The organism is Marivirga sp. (assembly GCF_024636815.1).
GTDB lineage: Bacteria > Bacteroidota > Bacteroidia > Cytophagales > Cyclobacteriaceae > Marivirga.
The window spans coordinates 21,341-39,039 of the sequence record NZ_JAGXGF010000163.1; the positions used below are offsets into that span (position 1 = coordinate 21,341).

Sequence of the window (17,699 nt, forward strand, 5' to 3'; positions counted from 1 at the left end):
AGAATTCAATATGTTTAAAAACATAAAAATCGGGACTAAAATCACTACAATTTTACTTTTTGTAGTATTGGTAAGCGTTATAACGGTTAGTTTTATTACTTATAACATGAACCGAGATTCAATTGAAAAATTGAATTTTGATAAATTAATGTCTTACAATTCACAAAAAGCTGAGAAGATAGACAACTTATTTGAAGGGATTCAGAATAATGCGAATCATATTTCAGGTTTATTGTCCATTCAATCTGGGGTTAGAAAGTATCAGGAGGAGGATACAACTATAAATGCAGATAGTTTGAAAGCGGCAGTTTTATTTGAAATAGAAGCTGATTTAAGAACTTTTGTTGAAAATTATTCAATTGATGCAGTTTTATTGACTGATTTGAACGGTGAGATAATTTTCAATACTAATAATTCAGTTGAATTACTTTCAAAAGGTGAAAACTTGAAAAATCAGGATGAAGATTTTTATAATTTAGCTATTAACTCAGCAACCTTCAATAAACCTCAGGAATATGGCGAAACAGAATTAGTATTATTCGGGATGCCATTAATTGATGATTATAATAGTCCTGCCGGTTTATTAGTATTGGTGAAAAATATGGATCCAATTTATGAATTTGTTAAAGCCAATTCTACCGGGTTTAAGACTTATGAAAGTATTTTAACTGTTCAGAGTGGAAATCAAGCACTATTTCTTTCTCCCTTAAAACAAGTTGCAGATAGCTTAGCACCATCATCCGTCACTTTAAAAGAAGAAACTTCAATTGGTGTACAGAAAGCAGCATTAGGTGAAAATGGATATGCTAAAGATGTGAATTATGATGGAGAAGAGGTTTTATCCGCATGGAGTAATATTCCATCGGTGGAGTGGGGAATTGCTTCACATGTTAAAGAGGCAGAAGTGCAAGAGCAGTTAAGAGGATTAATCAAGAAATTTGTTTATACAGGTGTTATAATATTATTTCTTTCTCTTATTATATCCATAATATTTTCAAGAGTTTTATTAAATCCAATTCTATCCTTAAAAGAAACCCTAAAATTATTAGGGAAAGGTATTTTACCTAATAATGTGCCAAAGAAATCAGATGATGAAATAGGTGAAATGGCATTAATTCTAGATGGTTATGTTTCATCATTAAAAAGCACAGCCAATTTTGCTAAGCAAATTGGGGAAGGAGATTTTCAAGCGGATTTTAAACCTATCTCTGAAGAAGATACATTAGGAAACTCATTAATTAATATGAGAAATTCCATTCAAGAAGCCGAAAAGAGAGATAAGGAAAGGAATTGGATTGTTACAGGTGTTGCTGAAATAGGAGAAATTCTTCGTAGTAATGATAGTTTAGAGCAATTAGGAGATGAGATATTAAAATATGTTACTGAGAAAATAGATGCCATTCAAGGTGCCTTTTATGTCTTAAATGATGATGATTCTGAGAATTATTTCCTGGAAATGAAATCAAGTTATGCCTATAACAAAAAGAAATATCTCAAGGCTCAATTCAAATTTGCAGAAGGATTAGTGGGGCAATCGGCTATTGAACAAGATACATTAATAAGAACGGAGATACCGCATGATTATGTAAGCGTTACTTCTGGTCTATTGGGAGATCAACGACCTAGTTGTATATTAATAGTTCCTTTGATTACGGATGAAAAAGTCTATGGTGTATTAGAGTTTGCCGGGTTCCATAAGTTTGATTCCAGTCAGGTTAAGTTCGTAGAAGAAATTAGTTTGATTATTGCTAGAACGGTCTTCAATATTAAAGTAAATGAAAGAACCCGTAAGTTATTAGCAGAATCACAGACAATGAGTCAGGAGCTTCAGGAGCAACAGGAAGTATTGAGACAGAATGCGGAAGAAATGGAGGCTACTCAGGAAGAGCTGAAGCGTACGAACCAACGATTGGAAGATCAAATAGAAGAAGTGAACCGCACTCAGAAACGTATGCAGTTATTGCTTGAAAATGCTTCTGAGGTTATTACTATTTATGAAAAAGATGGAACGGTTCGTTATATTTCGCCTTCAGTAGAAAAGATTCTAGGTTACAGACAAGAAGACATCATCGATACGACAGAGCTGGATAAAGTACATCCAGATTCAAGAGAGGAAGTTCACGAGCAGTTCTTGTACCTGATAGATAATCCTGATGATTCTATTAACATGCAACATCAATATTTAAATAGTGATGATGAGTATGTATGGGTAGAAGTAACAGGTTCCAATCAATTGGAAGATCCTGCCATTCAAGGAATTATATTCAACACTAGAGATATTACAGAAAGAAGACGTGCGGAACAAGAAGAGCGCATGAGAAGTAAAATGCAAGCCTTATCTGAAAATTCTATTGATTTGATTACTCGAATTGATAATGAAGGCAAGTTCTTCTATGTAAATCCAATGATTGAGCGATATACAGGCAAACGACCTGATGAAGTCATTCAGAAAGGATTACATGAAGCCGATATTGAACCAAAAATAGTTGAAGCTTGGGCTCAGTTGTTAGAAAAAGTTAGAGAACAGAATGAGAAAGTCACAGAGGAGGTAGACTTCCCGTCTGAAATGGGGGACAGGGTGATGCAAGTGAATGCTATTCCTGAATATGATGAAGAGAAGGTGTTGGAATCTATTTTGGTTGTTTCTCATGATATTACCGATAGAAAATTAATTGAATTAGAAATTGCCAGTAAGAACAAGAAAATTACTGAGTCTATTAATTATGCTAAGCGTATACAAGGAGCTATCCTTCCAAACAATCAGGTTATTCAACAAAAATTACCAAACTCATTCATTCTCTATAAGGCGAAAGATGTAGTAAGTGGCGATTTCCCTTGGTATATTGAAGTAGATGACGTCATTTATATTGCAGCTGTAGATTGTACTGGACATGGTGTGCCAGGTGCATTGATTTCATTAATAGGTTACTTCTTATTAAACGATATTGTAAGGTCACAGAAAATTAGCGATCCGGGAATAATTTTAGATAAGTTGGATGCTGGTGTTACTTCTACTTTACGTCAGGATAGGGATGATTCTACCACCAAGGACGGAATGGATATTGCTTTCTGTAAGATTGATAAGAAAAAGAATCAAATAGAATACTCAGGTGCTCATCGTCCATTATATTATTTGCATGCTAATGGCGAATTAGACGAAATTAAGGGTAATAAATTCCCAATTGGTGGAGGTATTTATAGAAATCAAACCAATTTTGATAATCACAAAATCAAATATAAAACTGGAGATGCAGTATTTTTCTGTTCAGATGGTTATCCAGATCAATTTGGTGGGCCACAAAACAGAAAATATGGACCTAAGCGCTTAAGACAGACAATAGTCGATAATCACAGTAAATCTATGGATGAACTACATATTATATTTGACGAAGCTTGGGAAAACTGGAAAGCAGACTATAAGCAAACAGACGATGTACTCTTAATAGGTATTAGATTTTAACTGGGAAAAGTTTAATTATAAATAAAATTATTTAATTTAAGGCTTGAAAATGAATAGGGTTACAATTGAAAAGGCTTTTTAACCGAATAACAACATGAAGTATATATACGATCTACATAAAACCATGCTGTCAAGAAACCTAATCTTGGTTTACGAAGGGGAATTTACCCAAGAGATTACCAAATCAGTTTTAGCAATGGCAGAACGAAACATGGATTCTATGGGTGAGGAGTCAAGCATAAAACGTAAGGTGTTTAATGTAATGGTAGAATGCTTACAAAATATCGTAAAACATTCAGATGATTTTAACCCGCTTTCTGCTAAAAGAAATGCTGCAATTTTTATTATTGGTAAAGAAGACGATAGATATGTAGTAACAAGTGGAAATCCAGTTGATACTGAAGCAAAAGAATCTCTTATAGAGAGAATAGATGAAATTAATCACTTAGATAAAGAAGGTTTAAAAGCCAAGTATAAAGAAATTATTAAATCAAATAGTCTGTCCAATAAAGGTGGTGCAGGCTTAGGATTTGTTGATATGGCTCGGAAGTCTGGTCAGAAGTTAGAATATGACTTTGAAGACATGGGAGAAGGATTTCATTTCTTTTCTTTGACCACTACTATTTTGAGACTTTAAAATCTAAATTTTAGTTTAACTTTTAAATTTAAAACATAAAATTAAATATGGAAATCATTAACCTTGAAGGAACAGAGGATACCCCCAAAATATTATTAGATAAAGGAAATGGTATATTCGAAATATCAGGTCGTTCATTACCTGAAGACTCAGCTGAATTTTATCAGCCTATTTTAGATTGGATTACAGCTTATGGTGAAGATTCAAATCCTGAAACATTGTTTACTTTTAAATTAGAGTATTTCAATACTGCTTCATCAAAATTAATATTAGATGTATTATCAGCTTTAGAAGATATTGATGGTGTCACCATTGACTGGTATTTTCATGAAGATGATGAGGATATGGAGGAAGCTGGAGAAGAATTTTCTGAATTGGTGGAAATCCCATTTGAATTCAAAACATATTAATTATTACTTTTTAGTTTTAATTGTTGTAGGCCATGTATTTACAATGGCCTATTGTTTTACCTTTAAGCCATAACCGTCTTATTTTATGAGTGAAGAGATACTCAAAGCCTTAACTCAATTATTTGGAATAATCACCAAGCAGGATGGAGGAGCCACTGAAAAGGAAAGAAATTTCGTTATTGGTTTCTTCCAGCAAGAGCTTGATCAAGACTCTATTAAAGAGTATCTGGAGCTCTATGATAAATTGGTTGGTTGGGGAGAAGAACCTGAAGAGGAGGCTGAAGATGGAAAATCTAAAAAGAAAAAACTTACTTCTGTTAGGGATTCGGTAAGAACGCTAGCCATTTGTAAGAAAATCAATAAAACACTAACCCAAAAGCAAAAAGTAGTAGTACTTATTAAGCTTCTGGAAATGGTTTCCGCTGATAAAAACTTCACACCACAGCGAATGGAAATCATTGATACCGTTTCTAATGTCTTTAACATTGTCAAAGACGAATTTAAACTTATTGAAAGCTTTGTTATTAAAAGCCAATCAGATGATTTGGAGCAGTTTGAAGATATTCTTGCTGTAAATAATGATACTCCTGCTGAAGATGGCCTTCATGTTCATGCTGATATTGATGGAGAGATTCTTTTCATGAATGTGAAAAGTGTGGATATGTATTTCGTGAAATACACAGGTACAGAAGAAATCAATCTGAACGGGTTTATTATGAAGACAGATTCAGTCTATCTGTTTTCTCATGGAAGCACTATAAAAACTCCAAAAGGTGCCGCCTTATATTATTCTGAGCTCATCAGAAAATTCTTATCTGATGCAGAGCAGGTTAATTTATCATTTAATGCTGAGAATATAGTTTTGCAGTTCCCGAATGGTGAGCTTGGGCTTAGAAATGTAAACGTTTTTGAAGGGCCTGGTGAGCTAATAGGTATTATGGGAGCTTCAGGTGCTGGTAAAACAACCTTATTGAATGTTTTAGCGGGTATCCAAGAGCCTACCGAAGGACAAATCAAGATCAATGGCCTTGATTTAAATAAAGATTCAGATCAACTCCAAGGTATTATTGGTTATGTTGCTCAAGATGATTTGCTAATTGAGGAATTAACAGTTTATCAAAACTTGTACTACAATGCAAAGCTTTGTTTTGCTAATTTGTCAGAGGAGGATATTCATAAAAGAGTGATGGATACTCTGGAGAATTTAGGATTAGAGCAAAGGAAAGATTTAAGAGTAGGAAGTGTTTTAGATAAAACTATTTCGGGTGGGCAGAGAAAGAGATTGAATATTGCGCTTGAACTTATCCGTGAACCAGCTGTAATGTTTGTAGATGAACCAACATCAGGTCTTTCTTCCAGAGATTCTGAAAATGTAATAGATTTATTAAAAGAATTAACCCTTAAAGGGAAATTAATATTTGTAGTAATTCATCAGCCGTCTTCTGACATTTATAAAATGTTTGATAAGATGATCCTCATGGATACAGGTGGATATCAAATATTTTATGGTCATCCTATAGAAGCGGTGACTTATTTTAAAAAGACTACTAATCAGGTTGATGCCGATAGAGGAGTTTGCCCAACTTGTGGAAATGTAAATCCTGAGCAAATTTTTAATATTATTGAGGCAAAAGTAGTAGATGAATATGGGCAATTAACGAATAAGCGTAAAATTAATCCTACCCAATGGAGAGATTTTTATCATGATCATTTTGATCACAAACCAGTCAAAGAAGAAACCCAAGCACCTCCGTCAACACTAGCTATACCTAATAAATTAAAGCAGACAGTGATTTTCACTATACGTGATACGCTCTCAAAAATAAGTAATAAGCAGTATTTGTTGATCAATTTATTAGAGGCTCCATTTCTTGCTTTATTGCTTGCGTTTATTATTAAATACAGAAGCGCACCTTCAGGGGATGATTATATTTTCAGATTTAATGATAACCTGCCCGCATTTCTTCTAATGAGTATTATTGTAGCACTTTTCATGGGATTAACCGTAAGTGCTGAAGAAATCATACGAGATAGGAAAATTTTAAAAAGAGAATCCTTTCTTGATTTAAGTTGGAATAGTTATTTGCTTTCCAAAATCACCATTCTATTTACTTTATCAGCAATTCAAACATTAACTTATGTTATTATAGGAGTTTTAGTACTGGAAATAAGAGACGCAACATTTAGTATGTGGGCAATTTTATTCACGACCTCATGTTTTGCAAATGTCCTCGGACTAAATGTTAGTTCAGCCTTCACCTCAGCTGTTACGGTTTACATTTTAATTCCTCTTTTACTTATTCCTCAAATGATTTTAAGTGGGTTGTTATTTAGCTTCGATAAATTGAATGACGTAATAAGTACAAAAGGGAAAGTTCCTGTTGTAGCCGATTTGATGACTTCTCGTTGGGCATATGAAGCGCTTGCTGTTGATATGTTTAAAAACAATAGCTACCAAGAATACTTCTATGACATTGAATCAGATGAAAAAACAGCTGATTTTAAATCCTCATTTTTAACTAAGAAAATCAGGGAGAAATTGAGAGTTATTGAAAATAATTTAGGTAATCAAGAAGTGGAGGCATTGGAGGAGATTGAATACTCTACAACAATTATTTATAATGCTTTAGAGAAAGAACCTTTTAAAGGAAATTTAGAAGGTGAAAATTTAGATAAACTACTTGATCCTGAATCTGTTAGTCAAGATGATCTTGATAAGATAAGCTTATATGTTGATCAGTTGAGAGATCATTACATAAATGAATTTAATTTAGCTGTGAAAAAGAAAGAGACTTTACAGTTTCATTTGGAGAATGATTCTTCTTATCAGTTTAATTTAAATGAAGCTAAAGATTTATATTTCAACGAAAGTCTAGCTGATTTAGTAAGGAATCTGACTGTAGAAGATAGAGTTATTGAGTATAAAGGGCAGTTAATACAACAAATCGATCCTGTTTTTAATAGACCAGCAAAACCGGATAATTTGTTAAATTACAGGACTCACTTTTTTGCTCCTGAAAAGTATTTTGCCGGTGTTTATATTGATACGTTTTATTTTAATATACTTGTGATATGGTTCATGTCTTTAATTTTATATATTACTTTGTATTTTGAGCTTTTTGGAAAGGCTTTAGTATTCTTTAGTAATATTAAATTGAAAAAGTCAGAATCATAAATCAATGAGTTTATATTTTTTTTACTTGAAGAGTATTGAATTGTATCTAAAAAAAAAATACTGATTTTAAAAAAAGAGAATTTGTATTAACTAAGGGAATTTCTATTTTTGTTATGATAAAAAACATTTTTATGAAAAATATACTTTTGGGGCTGTTAATAATAATTACAGCTCTAGCCTGCGACTCGAAGAAAAAACCTTCGGCAGATGAAATATCTAGTGTATTGGACTCTGTTAAAATAGAGGAACCCTCTATTTCTGAAGATGTCATATCTGATATTATCCAACAGATACCTTCTCCTTTAGAGATTTCTACTCTATTGAAAGAATCTGATACTAAATATGATAATAGTTATCTTAATGATCCTGAGAAGATATCAGATTATAACAGTAATTATAAAAAAGCCTTAGCATTGGGGGTTTATGGTACTGATTTAGGATATACTAATATTTATGAACAAAATCAGGATGCCTTATTCTATCTTAATTCTATAAAATCTTTAGCAGATGATTTGAGTATAGGACAGTTCTTTGATATTGGAACTATTAAAAGATTAGCTACCAATAGTAAAAATTTAGATTCACTTCTTTTAATAACCACTAAAAATTTTAACAACATAAATAGCTACTTACAAGAGCAAAAGCGTTCTAATTTAAGTATTTTATTATTGTCAGGGGGTTGGCTTGAAGCGCTTTATATTGTTTCAAGGGTTTCAGAGAAAAATCCAAATAATGAACAACTAAAAGAAACAATAGCAGAACAAAAGATTATTATGGATAATGTGGTCTTATTAATGTCTTTTTACAAAGATAATGATCCAAATATCAATCAGCTTTCCAATAAATTCACCAAGCTTCAAGAAGAATTTAATAAGATTGAAATTAAGACTGTATATCGTGAACCAACTTATGAAGTTGTAGATGGCATGCTTGTTGTTAAGGATAATAGTACAAGTGAAATCATCATGGATGATGAGAATATTGAAGCAATAAGAAATCAGGTTTACGCAATTAGAGAGAACATTATTAACTAAGAAATTTTATGAAAAAGCTAATCTTTGCATTAGGAATTATATTTATATCAGCCTCTGTTCAGCAAACTTATGCTCAGTGTGATACTGAGAAGCATGTGGAAGCATGTATTCCTAAATTACAATCAGGCTTTACTTTTTTGAAAAGCTATAATATTGATGGTCAATCTGGGGCAAAAGATAAAGTAGAATACTCTTATGTATTTACCAAAGGAGCTACTTATCAAATAATGATTTGTAACGAAGGTTCAGGAACTGATGGGATAGTATTAACTTTATATGATTCAAACAGAAATAAAGTGGCATCAACAAAATATGAAGGCTCTACTTTATCAAGTATTGCATTTCCATGTCAGGTAACAGGTATTTACTACATAACTTATACATTTGAAGGCAGTTCAAACTATTGTGGTGGAAGTGTATTAGGGTTTAAACGATAAGATTTCACTTTTCATAATCTCAAAATTTTAAGAAGCAGGTTTTACCTGCTTTTTTTATTTATATTTTTTTCAAATTCTAGCTCAAAATAAATGCGAAGAACTGTAAGTTTTCAACACCAAGCTGTTTATCACCAAAGCAATGCTGTTTCCTCTTCTACAAAAGAAATTTGGTTTGTTTTGCATGGATATGGGCAATTATCACAATATTTTATCAGGAAATTTAAGGGTATATCTTCCGATACTAGAGTGATTGTTGCTCCAAGTGGCTTGTCTCGTTTTTATTTAGATGGCTTTTCAGGTAGAGTAGGAAGTACCTGGATGACCAAAGAAGAAAGATTATTGGATATTGATAATTATATCAACTACTTAAACTCAATAGCGGATGAAGTATTAAAAGATGCTTCAGAAAATGTCAACATCACTCTGTTAGGATTCTCTCAAGGATCAGCAACTGTATGCCGATGGGCTGAAAAATTATCCTTTCCATTTGAAAAATTAATATTACATTCCGGTGCTTTTCCTGAAGATATTGATTTTTCAGGCTTGGGAAATAAGTTGAGGAATAAAGAAGTTTATATGTTAAGAGGGACTGAAGATGAATTCATCGATGAAAAACGAAAACATGAACAGGAGTCTTTAATCGAAAAGCTGAATGTAAATGTCAATCAAATTGAATTTGAGGGAAAGCATGATATTCATATTGATTCCTTAAAAGAAATTATTAAGCAGTAGCTTTTTGAGTCGAAACCTTAACATTCACCTGCTTATATTTTTTGAACCAGCTTTTTACTTTCATTTGGATAACCCCAAATATTGCTTCCTTAAATATCTTTTTTGACATTTTTGAAGTGCCTTTGCTTCGGTCTGTGAAAATTATAGGAACTTCTTCTATTCCAAATCCATGCTTCCATGCGGTAAATTTCATTTCTATTTGGAAAGCATATCCTATAAATTTAATCTTATCGAGTTCAATAGTTTCTAAAACTGAGCGGTGATAACAAATAAAACCAGCTGTAGCATCATAAACTGGTAATCCAGTAATAAAACGCACATACTTACTTGCTAGATAGGACATTAATACCCTTCCCATTGGCCAGTTTACAACGTTTACACCTGTTTTGTATCTTGAACCGATAGTAAGCTGAACATTTTCTTTTTGACATGATTTGAGCAGCTCTAACAAATCCAATGGATTGTGAGAGAAATCTGCATCCATTTCAAATATGTATTGATAATTATTTTTTAAGGCATATTTAAATCCTTCTATGTAAGCTGTTCCTAAACCTAACTTTCCTGATCTTTCTATAATATGTAATTGTCCATTAAATGTCCCCTGTAATGACTTTACTATATCCGCTGTGCCATCAGGTGAATTATCATCAATGATGAGAAGATCAAATCTTGTAGACAATAGAAATATAGCACGAATTATATCTTCTATATTTTCGCACTCGTTGTAAGTAGGTATGATGACTAAATTATCTCTCATAAATCCAAATGAACTTCAAAACTATAAAATCTTTTCAGATATTGCGGTCCAATTTATAAAAGAATTTGATGCGATTACATAAATGTATTTTTTTGGACAGAGATGGAGTCTTAAATAAGGAAAGAGGGGATTATACATATAAAGTTAAAGATTTTGAAATCTTAGAGGGTGTTAAAGAAAGTCTGGAAATCTTAAAGCAATCAGGATATTTATTAATCGTAATTACAAACCAGGCAGGTATAGCGAAAGGATTATATGAAAGAGAAGATGTGAGTAATTGTCACGCCTTCTTTCAGGCTGAAACAGACCATTTAATTGATGATATTTATTTTTGCCCTCATCATCCCGTAACTACTAATTCATTGCTTAGGAAGCCTGATAGCCTGATGCTAGAAAAGGCTGTTTCTAAATGGGAGGTTGATACTGGGAAATCTTTTATGATAGGCGATTCTATACGCGATATTCAAGCTGCTGAGAAAATTGGTGTTAGAGGGATTTTAGTTGGGGATAAAGAGTTGGAAAAGACGACTGCACCTAAAGCAAAAAGCTTATTGGATGCAGTCAATCAATTTGTTTTGGATTAATCCTGAGGAATAGTATAATACTTTTATTAGTTCAAGCTGCTCCAGAATCCTTAAAATGACAAGAATTGGATGCAGATTTTAAAACCTCAAGAAGTAAAATTAAATACCAGTATAATTAAAAGGCGTGATGTCCTTCAATTCATCTTTAATAGAATCTGAAACTTCTAGGCTATCAATAAACTCAGAAATAGTGTTCTGAGTAATTTTCTCATTCTTACGAGTCAAAGCTTTCAATGCCTCATATGGCGCAGGATAAGCTTCTCTTCTTAATACAGTTTGAATGGCCTCAGCCACTATCGCCCAATTCTCAGTTAAATCATGTTCAATAGCTGCGGGATTTAATTCGAGCTTACCTAAGCCTTTTTTCAATGATTCAAAAGCAATTAAACCATGAGCAAGTGGTACTCCAATGTTTCTTAAAACTGTGGAATCGGTTAAATCTCTTTGTAATCTTGATATAGGAAGTTTAGCTGATAAATGTTCTAGAATAGCATTAGCAATGCCCAAATTACCCTCTGCATTTTCAAAATCAATTGGATTCACCTTATGTGGCATAGCAGACGAACCTACTTCATCCTTAGCTATTTTTTGCTTAAAGTAATTCATACTGACATATTGCCAAACATCTTTACTTAAGTCCATCAAGATCGTATTTAATCGCTTGAACGAATCAAATCGGGCAGCTAAATGATCGTAATGCTCAATTTGCGTGGTTGGCTCTGAACGTTTAAGTCCTAAGTATTTTTCGCAGAAATTATTACCAAATGCTCTCCAGTCAATTTTCGGATAAGCAACATGATGGGCATTGAAATTACCGGTAGCGCCACCAAATTTGGCTGCAAATGGAATGTCTTTTTCTAGTTTAAGTTGTTCTGCCAAACGTACTTCAAATACAGCAATTTCTTTACCTAATCTAGTTGGGGAAGCAGGTTGACCATGTGTTTTAGCCAACATAGGCACATCTTTCCAATCTTTGGCATAGCTACCTAGCATATCTTTAATTTCATTTAGAAATGGCAGATAAACTTTTTCAGTTGCATCTTTTAATAAAAGGGGAGTAGCAGTATTATTAATATCTTGAGAAGTCAATCCAAAATGAATAAACTCTTTTTGAGCACCAATACCTAAATCATCAAATTTTTGTTTAAGGAAATATTCTACAGCCTTTACATCATGATTGGTGGTTTTTTCAATCTTTTTAATCACCAAGGCATCTTCTTCATTGAAATTTGAAGCCAGTTCCCTCATTTTAGGGAAAAGAGCATGATCAAATTCTTTAAGCTGAGGAAGAGGTAATTCGCAAAGTGCTATGAAATATTCTACTTCTACGTGTACCCTGTATTTAATTAATGCCCATTCTGAAAAATATGGAGCAAGAGGTTGGGTTTTATTTCTGTAGCGTCCGTCAATGGGGCCGATAGCACTTAAAGTAGTTAAATCCATGAGCTGTAAAATTTAAAGGTGCAAAGATAAGGATTTTAAGCTTTAAGACGCAGTTATTAAAGAATAGTATTAGTTTTATCCGATTGAAATTCGACTCGAATTATTTTATTTGGTAGAAAATCAATTATTGCTCTGTGTGACTTCAAATTATAAGTTGGTCATTGAGTGTTCATTTTCCTGAACCATTTCCAATCAGCATAAAATGTACCAAATGGAATTAAAGAAGCAGCCAGGGATAAAAGAGTAAGTTTCAGGGTCCAATTTCTTTTGATTGCAACATAAAGTACTAAGCTACAATAGCCAATAAATAAAACGCCATGAGCCATTCCTACAAAATAATTGGGTTGAGGCATTTCCATCATATACTTCAATGGCATAGTTACACCAAGTAGTAAATAGGAAATACCTTCTAATATGGCTAGTACTCTTAAATTTTTGATCATGTTTTAAATTATCAATTTTGGAATGCAAAGAAAGTACGGACTGTTTTGTAAACCAATAATTTTAGGATTTAAAATCGGAATTTGATTAGGTGAGGGAATTATTATTTAACATTTTTGTGCCATAATTAATAAAATTACTTCAATGGAATTTAAAGGAAAAGTTATTGATATTTTACCTGAAGAAAAAGGTCAGGGTAAAAACGGTGAATGGAGAAAGCAGTCTTATATTTTTGAGACTCAAGAGCAATACCCTAAGAAAGTTTGCGCTGAAGTTTGGGGAGATAAGATTGATGGTTTTAATATCAAGCAGGGTGAAGAGCTAACAGCTAAAATCAATATTGATAGTAGGGAATACAACGGAAAATGGTACACCAATGTAAAAATTTGGGCTGTGGATAGAGCATCAGATGGGAATGTTGGGGGTGTGCCAAATGCCCAAAATGAAAATATGCCACCACAATATTCAGGAGGAACTAGCGGCCCTCAAGAAACGCCACCTCCAAGTGAGGATGATGAATTACCTTTTTAATTCTGACTTTTTGAGTTTAAAAAAACTGTCAGGTTTTATGAGTTTAAAATTGTTGATTAACCAGCGAACTTAGGGCATCTGCAATCTCGATTCGTGTGTCATCCTTTTGAAGAAGAGGATGACACACAGAATTTATGGAGCTGCAATATTTAACTGTTCTCATAAGTTGATGCACGCGAATCGCCTTTGCTTTCAATAACGTGATAGCTCTGATTATTTTATATAAAGACTAGTATCCCTTCTCAGTATTTACCAATAATTTATGATCATCTCCGGATTTCACCGCTTCATATGCTAATTTAAAGCTTTGTTTAACGTCTTCTAATAAAGTAATACCAGAAATATGAGGAGTTACAATGCACTGAGGATGTTCCCATAAAGGAGAGTCGGCTGGTAGCGGTTCTTCTTTAAATACATCTAAAATTGCTTGCCTAATGTATTTTTGATCTAAAGCCTCAATTAAGTCTTCTTCCTTCACTGAGTTTCCTCTTCCTATATTGATAAACAACACATTTTCGAGTTTTGAGAAGAAATTTTTGTTGAATAGATTTTGTGTGCCTTTTGTAGATGGTAGTGTATTTATAATGATAGAATTAGCTTCTAGGCTTCCCATATCTAAGTTTTCAATAGATAAACAAACGTCAAAAAACTCTTTGTTTTTACCGCTAGTATTAACCCCCACTATATTTTTTACCATTGGTTGAAGAACCTGGGCAATGTCTGTGCTGATATTCCCCGTCCCAAAAAAGATGACACTTTGTTTTGATAAAGATTTAGGAACCACCTGATTCCATGTTTTTGAGGCTTGGTTAATTTTATATAATTCGGTTTTATTTAAGTCTTGTAAAATATAGGTCAAACAATATTCTGACATCCTTTGCCCCATTTTCCCCTTCGTTTTTGTTAATAAGCAATCTTCAGGGAGCTCTAACTTCATGAAGCTGTCAACTCCAGCTCCAAAAGAATGGATCCATTCCAAATGGCCTATATCCATTTTAGAAAGGAAATTGAAGCCTGCCACATATTGAGCTTTAGGAAGTAATTGCTCTGCCTCTTGCTTATCATGAGCAAGCAAACAATTTAGTTCAGGATATTCCTTAGCAACAAAGGTTTGAAACCCTTCAGCTAAATGTCCATAAGTAAGAATATTTTTTTTGTGCATGATTATAATTTATCCTTTAGCAACTAAATTTCGGAAATTAGAAGGAGGAACCAACTCAAACTTTAAATGTTCACGGTTAATTGGGTGTTTAAGTTCAATTAAATTGGCATGTAATGCAACTCTCGCTAAGGGATTTTTCTTTGCGGTATATTTTTTATCTCCTGTAACAGGAAAACCATAATGCGCCATTTGAACTCTAATTTGATTTTTGAAGCCGGTCTCAAGCTTAAATTCCAACATGGAATAAGCATTGCTCTGTTTTAATAATTTAAAATGAGTAATAGCTTCTGTTGCGTTATCAGGTGTATCTACAATAAATACCTGATTGTGTTTATTACTCCTTAAATAGTTCCTCAAAGTGTGGGAGGATTCTTTGATTTTTCCTTCCACTATGGCTACATATTTTCGGTCGATTATATAATCTTCCCAATGATTCTGTAGTTGTTCTTGTACTTCTTTGCTTTTGGCAAATAGCAATATCCCAGAAGCTTCTCTTTCTAATCTGTGGATTATATAAACCTTATTTCTAGGATCGATAGCTTCCATATGCTCCTTTAAAATCTGGACTGCATTTTTTGTTTTTTCCTTCAATGAAGCCACGGAAAGTAAACCTGCCTCTTTTTCAATGGCTATTAAATGCTGATCTTCATATATAATATTAAGCTTCTGAAGCTTTACTTTTTTTGAAGGCTTCGCCCAATTAATCTGAACTTCATTGCCTTTTTTGAGTGGATGATTAAATTGGGTAATAACGTCCCCATTAATTCTGATTTGACCGCCACCCATAACTTGCTTAAGCATAGGCTTTTTCTTGTTTGGGTAAGTGGAAATAAGGTGCTTTAATAATTCAGTATCCTCTTGAATTATATAGCTGTTTATTTCCTGATTGGCAGGGGTTGACTTTTTGTTCATGGTGTAAAATTCTATATAAGAAATGACCTTTACAAGTGTGAGGGAGGATAATCAATCAAAAACCCTCTTAAATCAATTTTAAGAGGGTTTTTGAGATAGATTAAATCGAATACTTGTTTTTAGTTAAAAGAGGTGAAAGTATTGATTAATTAATACCAGAGAATAAACGCTCCCACCTGATTTTACTTAAGAATGATTCATTAGGGTTTATACTCATCCAAATGAATAATGCTTTCCCTACTACGTGATCTTTAGGTACAAAGCCCCAAAAACGGCTGTCCCATGAGTTATGACGATTATCTCCCATCATAAAGAAATAATCTTGAGAGAAAGTATATTCACTTACTTTCTGCCCATCTATATAAAGCTTATCATTTTTAATCTGAATATCTTCCAAATGTTCGTAATAGCGTAAAACATCACCATACATGAGTAAATTATCATGATTGATTTTTATGGTTTGTCCTTCTTTAGGAACTTCAATAGGGCCATAAAAATCTTTATTCCAGCTGGTCTCAGGCGTCTTAGGAAATGTAGCTGGGTCAACATCGCTGCTGTCTGTACTTAATATTTGCCCATTTTTATAAGTAGGAGAGAAGATGATATCATCGACAAAAGGAAGAGATTTCATTTTTTCTATTTCTTCTGGTTCTGCATGAACTCTATATCCGTAGCCTGGTTCATACATTTTATCCCAAATATTATAATCTTCAAAAACCCTATCTCTTATAGTCTGTTTTGTTTTAATGAAATAACTGAATTGGATGTCTTCAGGGACAAAAGCTTTTTCGCCATTGATGTAAAGTTCAGCGTTTTTGACTTGTAATTTATCTCCAGGGAGGCCTACACATCTTTTGATATAGTATTCTCTCAAATCTAAAGGGTATTGTAATTCCTCAGGATAATTGAAGACTACCGCATCATTTCTTTTCACTTCACTGAAACCTGGTAATCTAACTTGAGGCAATTGAATCCAATCAAGATATGCAGGAACGTCCTCAGTTCTGTAAAACCTTCTATGAGTCAGCGGAAGTTGTAAAGGAGTTCTAGGGGTTCTGGGGCCATAATGTAATTTACTTACAAACAAATAGTCACCAACTAATAAGGTACCTTCCATAGAAGGTGTGGGGATAACAAACGCCTCTAAAGTTGCCCATCTTATTAAAGTTGCAGCAATTACGGCAAAAACCAAAGCATCGACCCATTCTCTAACTTTAGATTTAGGTTTGGCTGGTTTCTTCTTTTTATTGAAAAATGGAATTTTCATTTTCTAAAGTTTTAAGAAGTCATCAATATTTACAATTCCTTTTTGTTCAGGAAGCCATTCGGCTACAAAAACAGCTCCTTGAACAAATCCATCTCTACTATAAGCTTCATGTTCAATGCTGATTTGGTCAACTTCCGATTTATAAGTGATTTTATGAGTACCCGGAATTTCACCTATTCGCTCTGAAGTGATTGGAATTTCTCCTTCTCCAGTTTTAGCTTCATTTTTCCAAGCGGTATATTTTTCATGCTCACTAATGATGCCTTCCGCTAAGGTGATAGCTGTTCCACTTGGTGCATCCTTTTTGTGAGTATGATGAACTTCAATCATTGAAGGTTTATATTGGCTTTGCGGACTGATTAATTTGGCTAAAAATTTATTTAATTTAAAGAATAGATTTACACCTATTGAAAAATTTGATGCATAAAGAAATGTGCCATTGTTCTTTTTACAGATTTCCTCAATTTCAGGCATTTTATCCAACCAACCCGTAGTCCCTGATAAGATGGGTAAATTATTTTCGAGGCAGAATTTTATATTATCAAAAGCTGAGTTAGGATGGGTGAATTCTATTGCTACATCAGCTTGTTCGGCTAAGGTAGGCATCAATGTGTCGTTTACATCAACTGTAGCTACTAAGCTATGTCCTCTTTGGATGGCAAATTCTTCAATGGCTTGACCCATTTTTCCATGACCAATTAAAAGTATTTTCATGTG

16 protein-coding genes are annotated in these 17,699 nt (G+C 33.3%); 9 read left to right on the forward strand and 7 right to left on the reverse strand.

Going from position 1 to position 17,699, the window contains the following annotated elements; translation table 11 throughout:
• Window positions 1–10: 10 nt before the first annotated feature.
• The 7 genes from Q0L29_RS11965 to Q0L29_RS11995 all read left to right on the forward strand — a co-directional run bounded on the left by Q0L29_RS11965 (window position 11) and on the right by Q0L29_RS11995 (window position 9,885).
• Window positions 11–3,460, forward strand: coding sequence for a PAS domain S-box protein (locus Q0L29_RS11965; RefSeq protein ID WP_296621946.1), 3,450 nt, complete (start codon window positions 11–13; stop codon window positions 3,458–3,460).
• A gap of 94 nt (window positions 3,461–3,554) precedes the next feature.
• Window positions 3,555–4,097, forward strand: coding sequence for a SiaB family protein kinase (locus Q0L29_RS11970; RefSeq protein ID WP_296621947.1), 543 nt, complete (start codon window positions 3,555–3,557; stop codon window positions 4,095–4,097).
• A gap of 47 nt (window positions 4,098–4,144) precedes the next feature.
• Window positions 4,145–4,507, forward strand: a complete 363-nt coding sequence (locus Q0L29_RS11975) for a DUF1987 domain-containing protein (RefSeq protein ID WP_296621949.1) — start codon at window positions 4,145–4,147, stop codon at window positions 4,505–4,507.
• 85 nt (window positions 4,508–4,592) lie between these two features.
• On the forward strand, window positions 4,593–7,682 hold the full coding sequence (locus Q0L29_RS11980; RefSeq protein WP_296621950.1) for an ATP-binding cassette domain-containing protein: 3,090 nt from the start codon (window positions 4,593–4,595) through the stop codon (window positions 7,680–7,682).
• 131 nt (window positions 7,683–7,813) lie between these two features.
• On the forward strand, window positions 7,814–8,716 hold the full coding sequence (locus Q0L29_RS11985) for a hypothetical protein (RefSeq protein WP_296621952.1): 903 nt from the start codon (window positions 7,814–7,816) through the stop codon (window positions 8,714–8,716).
• Window positions 8,717–8,724: 8 nt separating this feature from the next.
• Complete coding sequence (locus Q0L29_RS11990) at window positions 8,725–9,153, forward strand: hypothetical protein (protein ID WP_296621953.1); 429 nt, start codon at window positions 8,725–8,727, stop codon at window positions 9,151–9,153.
• 90 nt (window positions 9,154–9,243) lie between these two features.
• Complete coding sequence (locus Q0L29_RS11995) at window positions 9,244–9,885, forward strand: hypothetical protein (RefSeq protein ID WP_296621955.1); 642 nt, start codon at window positions 9,244–9,246, stop codon at window positions 9,883–9,885.
• On the opposite strand, the gene Q0L29_RS12000 is transcribed toward Q0L29_RS11995, so the two are convergent.
• Window positions 9,875–10,642 (reverse strand): polyprenol monophosphomannose synthase, encoded by a 768-nt coding sequence (locus tag Q0L29_RS12000; RefSeq protein WP_296621956.1) that lies wholly within the window; start codon window positions 10,640–10,642, stop codon window positions 9,875–9,877. The two genes, Q0L29_RS11995 and Q0L29_RS12000, sit on opposite strands and share 11 nt — an antisense overlap.
• Window positions 10,643–10,710: 68 nt before the next feature.
• On the opposite strand from Q0L29_RS12000, the gene Q0L29_RS12005 reads away from it, so the two are divergent.
• Window positions 10,711–11,226: an HAD family hydrolase gene (locus tag Q0L29_RS12005; protein WP_296621958.1), complete on the forward strand. Its 516-nt coding sequence runs from the start codon at window positions 10,711–10,713 to the stop codon at window positions 11,224–11,226.
• A gap of 99 nt (window positions 11,227–11,325) precedes the next feature.
• Here Q0L29_RS12005 and purB read toward each other — a convergent pair whose 3' ends face one another.
• Entirely contained in the window at window positions 11,326–12,669 is a 1,344-nt protein-coding gene (gene purB / locus Q0L29_RS12010) for an adenylosuccinate lyase (protein ID WP_296621960.1), read from the reverse strand.
• A 158-nt stretch (window positions 12,670–12,827) separates the two neighbouring features.
• Window positions 12,828–13,112: a DUF3817 domain-containing protein gene (locus tag Q0L29_RS12015; RefSeq protein ID WP_296621961.1), complete on the reverse strand. Its 285-nt coding sequence runs from the start codon at window positions 13,110–13,112 to the stop codon at window positions 12,828–12,830.
• 142 nt (window positions 13,113–13,254) lie between these two features.
• On the opposite strand from Q0L29_RS12015, the gene Q0L29_RS12020 reads away from it, so the two are divergent.
• The gene (locus Q0L29_RS12020; protein ID WP_296621963.1) at window positions 13,255–13,641 is read left to right on the forward strand and encodes a DUF3127 domain-containing protein; all 387 of its coding nucleotides are present in this window, start codon (window positions 13,255–13,257) and stop codon (window positions 13,639–13,641) included.
• Between the two features lie 229 nt (window positions 13,642–13,870).
• Here the strand turns inward: Q0L29_RS12020 and Q0L29_RS12025 are convergent, their stop codons facing one another.
• The 4 genes from Q0L29_RS12025 to dapB form a co-directional block, all read right to left on the reverse strand.
• Complete coding sequence (locus Q0L29_RS12025; protein WP_296621964.1) at window positions 13,871–14,803, reverse strand: D-2-hydroxyacid dehydrogenase; 933 nt, start codon at window positions 14,801–14,803, stop codon at window positions 13,871–13,873.
• Window positions 14,804–14,812: 9 nt separating this feature from the next.
• Window positions 14,813–15,715, reverse strand: coding sequence for an RluA family pseudouridine synthase (locus Q0L29_RS12030; RefSeq protein WP_296621966.1), 903 nt, complete (start codon window positions 15,713–15,715; stop codon window positions 14,813–14,815).
• A 145-nt stretch (window positions 15,716–15,860) separates the two neighbouring features.
• A complete protein-coding gene (gene lepB, locus Q0L29_RS12035; RefSeq protein ID WP_296621968.1) occupies window positions 15,861–16,982 on the reverse strand; it encodes a signal peptidase I in 1,122 nt (373 codons plus the stop codon).
• 3 nt (window positions 16,983–16,985) lie between these two features.
• A complete protein-coding gene (gene dapB, locus Q0L29_RS12040; protein WP_296621970.1) occupies window positions 16,986–17,696 on the reverse strand; it encodes a 4-hydroxy-tetrahydrodipicolinate reductase in 711 nt (236 codons plus the stop codon).
• Window positions 17,697–17,699: the final 3 nt, after the last annotated feature.

Excerpts from the sequence above, each read along its gene's own strand:
- Q0L29_RS11965 (WP_296621946.1), top strand. The coding sequence starts at position 11 with ATGTTTAAAAACATAAAAATCGGGACTAAAATCACTACAATTTTACTT.
- lepB (WP_296621968.1), bottom strand. The coding sequence starts at position 16,982 with ATGAAAATTCCATTTTTCAATAAAAAGAAGAAACCAGCCAAACCTAAA.
- Q0L29_RS12000 (WP_296621956.1), bottom strand. The coding sequence starts at position 10,642 with ATGAGAGATAATTTAGTCATCATACCTACTTACAACGAGTGCGAAAAT.
- Q0L29_RS12005 (WP_296621958.1), top strand. The coding sequence starts at position 10,711 with ATGCGATTACATAAATGTATTTTTTTGGACAGAGATGGAGTCTTAAAT.
- Q0L29_RS12020 (WP_296621963.1), top strand. The coding sequence starts at position 13,255 with ATGGAATTTAAAGGAAAAGTTATTGATATTTTACCTGAAGAAAAAGGT.
- Q0L29_RS12025 (WP_296621964.1), bottom strand. The coding sequence starts at position 14,803 with ATGCACAAAAAAAATATTCTTACTTATGGACATTTAGCTGAAGGGTTT.
- Q0L29_RS11980 (WP_296621950.1), top strand. The coding sequence starts at position 4,593 with ATGAGTGAAGAGATACTCAAAGCCTTAACTCAATTATTTGGAATAATC.
- dapB (WP_296621970.1), bottom strand. The coding sequence starts at position 17,696 with ATGAAAATACTTTTAATTGGTCATGGAAAAATGGGTCAAGCCATTGAA.
- Q0L29_RS12030 (WP_296621966.1), bottom strand. The coding sequence starts at position 15,715 with ATGAACAAAAAGTCAACCCCTGCCAATCAGGAAATAAACAGCTATATA.
- Q0L29_RS11990 (WP_296621953.1), top strand. The coding sequence starts at position 8,725 with ATGAAAAAGCTAATCTTTGCATTAGGAATTATATTTATATCAGCCTCT.
- purB (WP_296621960.1), bottom strand. The coding sequence starts at position 12,669 with ATGGATTTAACTACTTTAAGTGCTATCGGCCCCATTGACGGACGCTAC.
- Q0L29_RS11985 (WP_296621952.1), top strand. The coding sequence starts at position 7,814 with ATGAAAAATATACTTTTGGGGCTGTTAATAATAATTACAGCTCTAGCC.
- Q0L29_RS12015 (WP_296621961.1), bottom strand. The coding sequence starts at position 13,112 with ATGATCAAAAATTTAAGAGTACTAGCCATATTAGAAGGTATTTCCTAT.
- Q0L29_RS11995 (WP_296621955.1), top strand. The coding sequence starts at position 9,244 with ATGCGAAGAACTGTAAGTTTTCAACACCAAGCTGTTTATCACCAAAGC.
- Q0L29_RS11975 (WP_296621949.1), top strand. The coding sequence starts at position 4,145 with ATGGAAATCATTAACCTTGAAGGAACAGAGGATACCCCCAAAATATTA.
- Q0L29_RS11970 (WP_296621947.1), top strand. The coding sequence starts at position 3,555 with ATGAAGTATATATACGATCTACATAAAACCATGCTGTCAAGAAACCTA.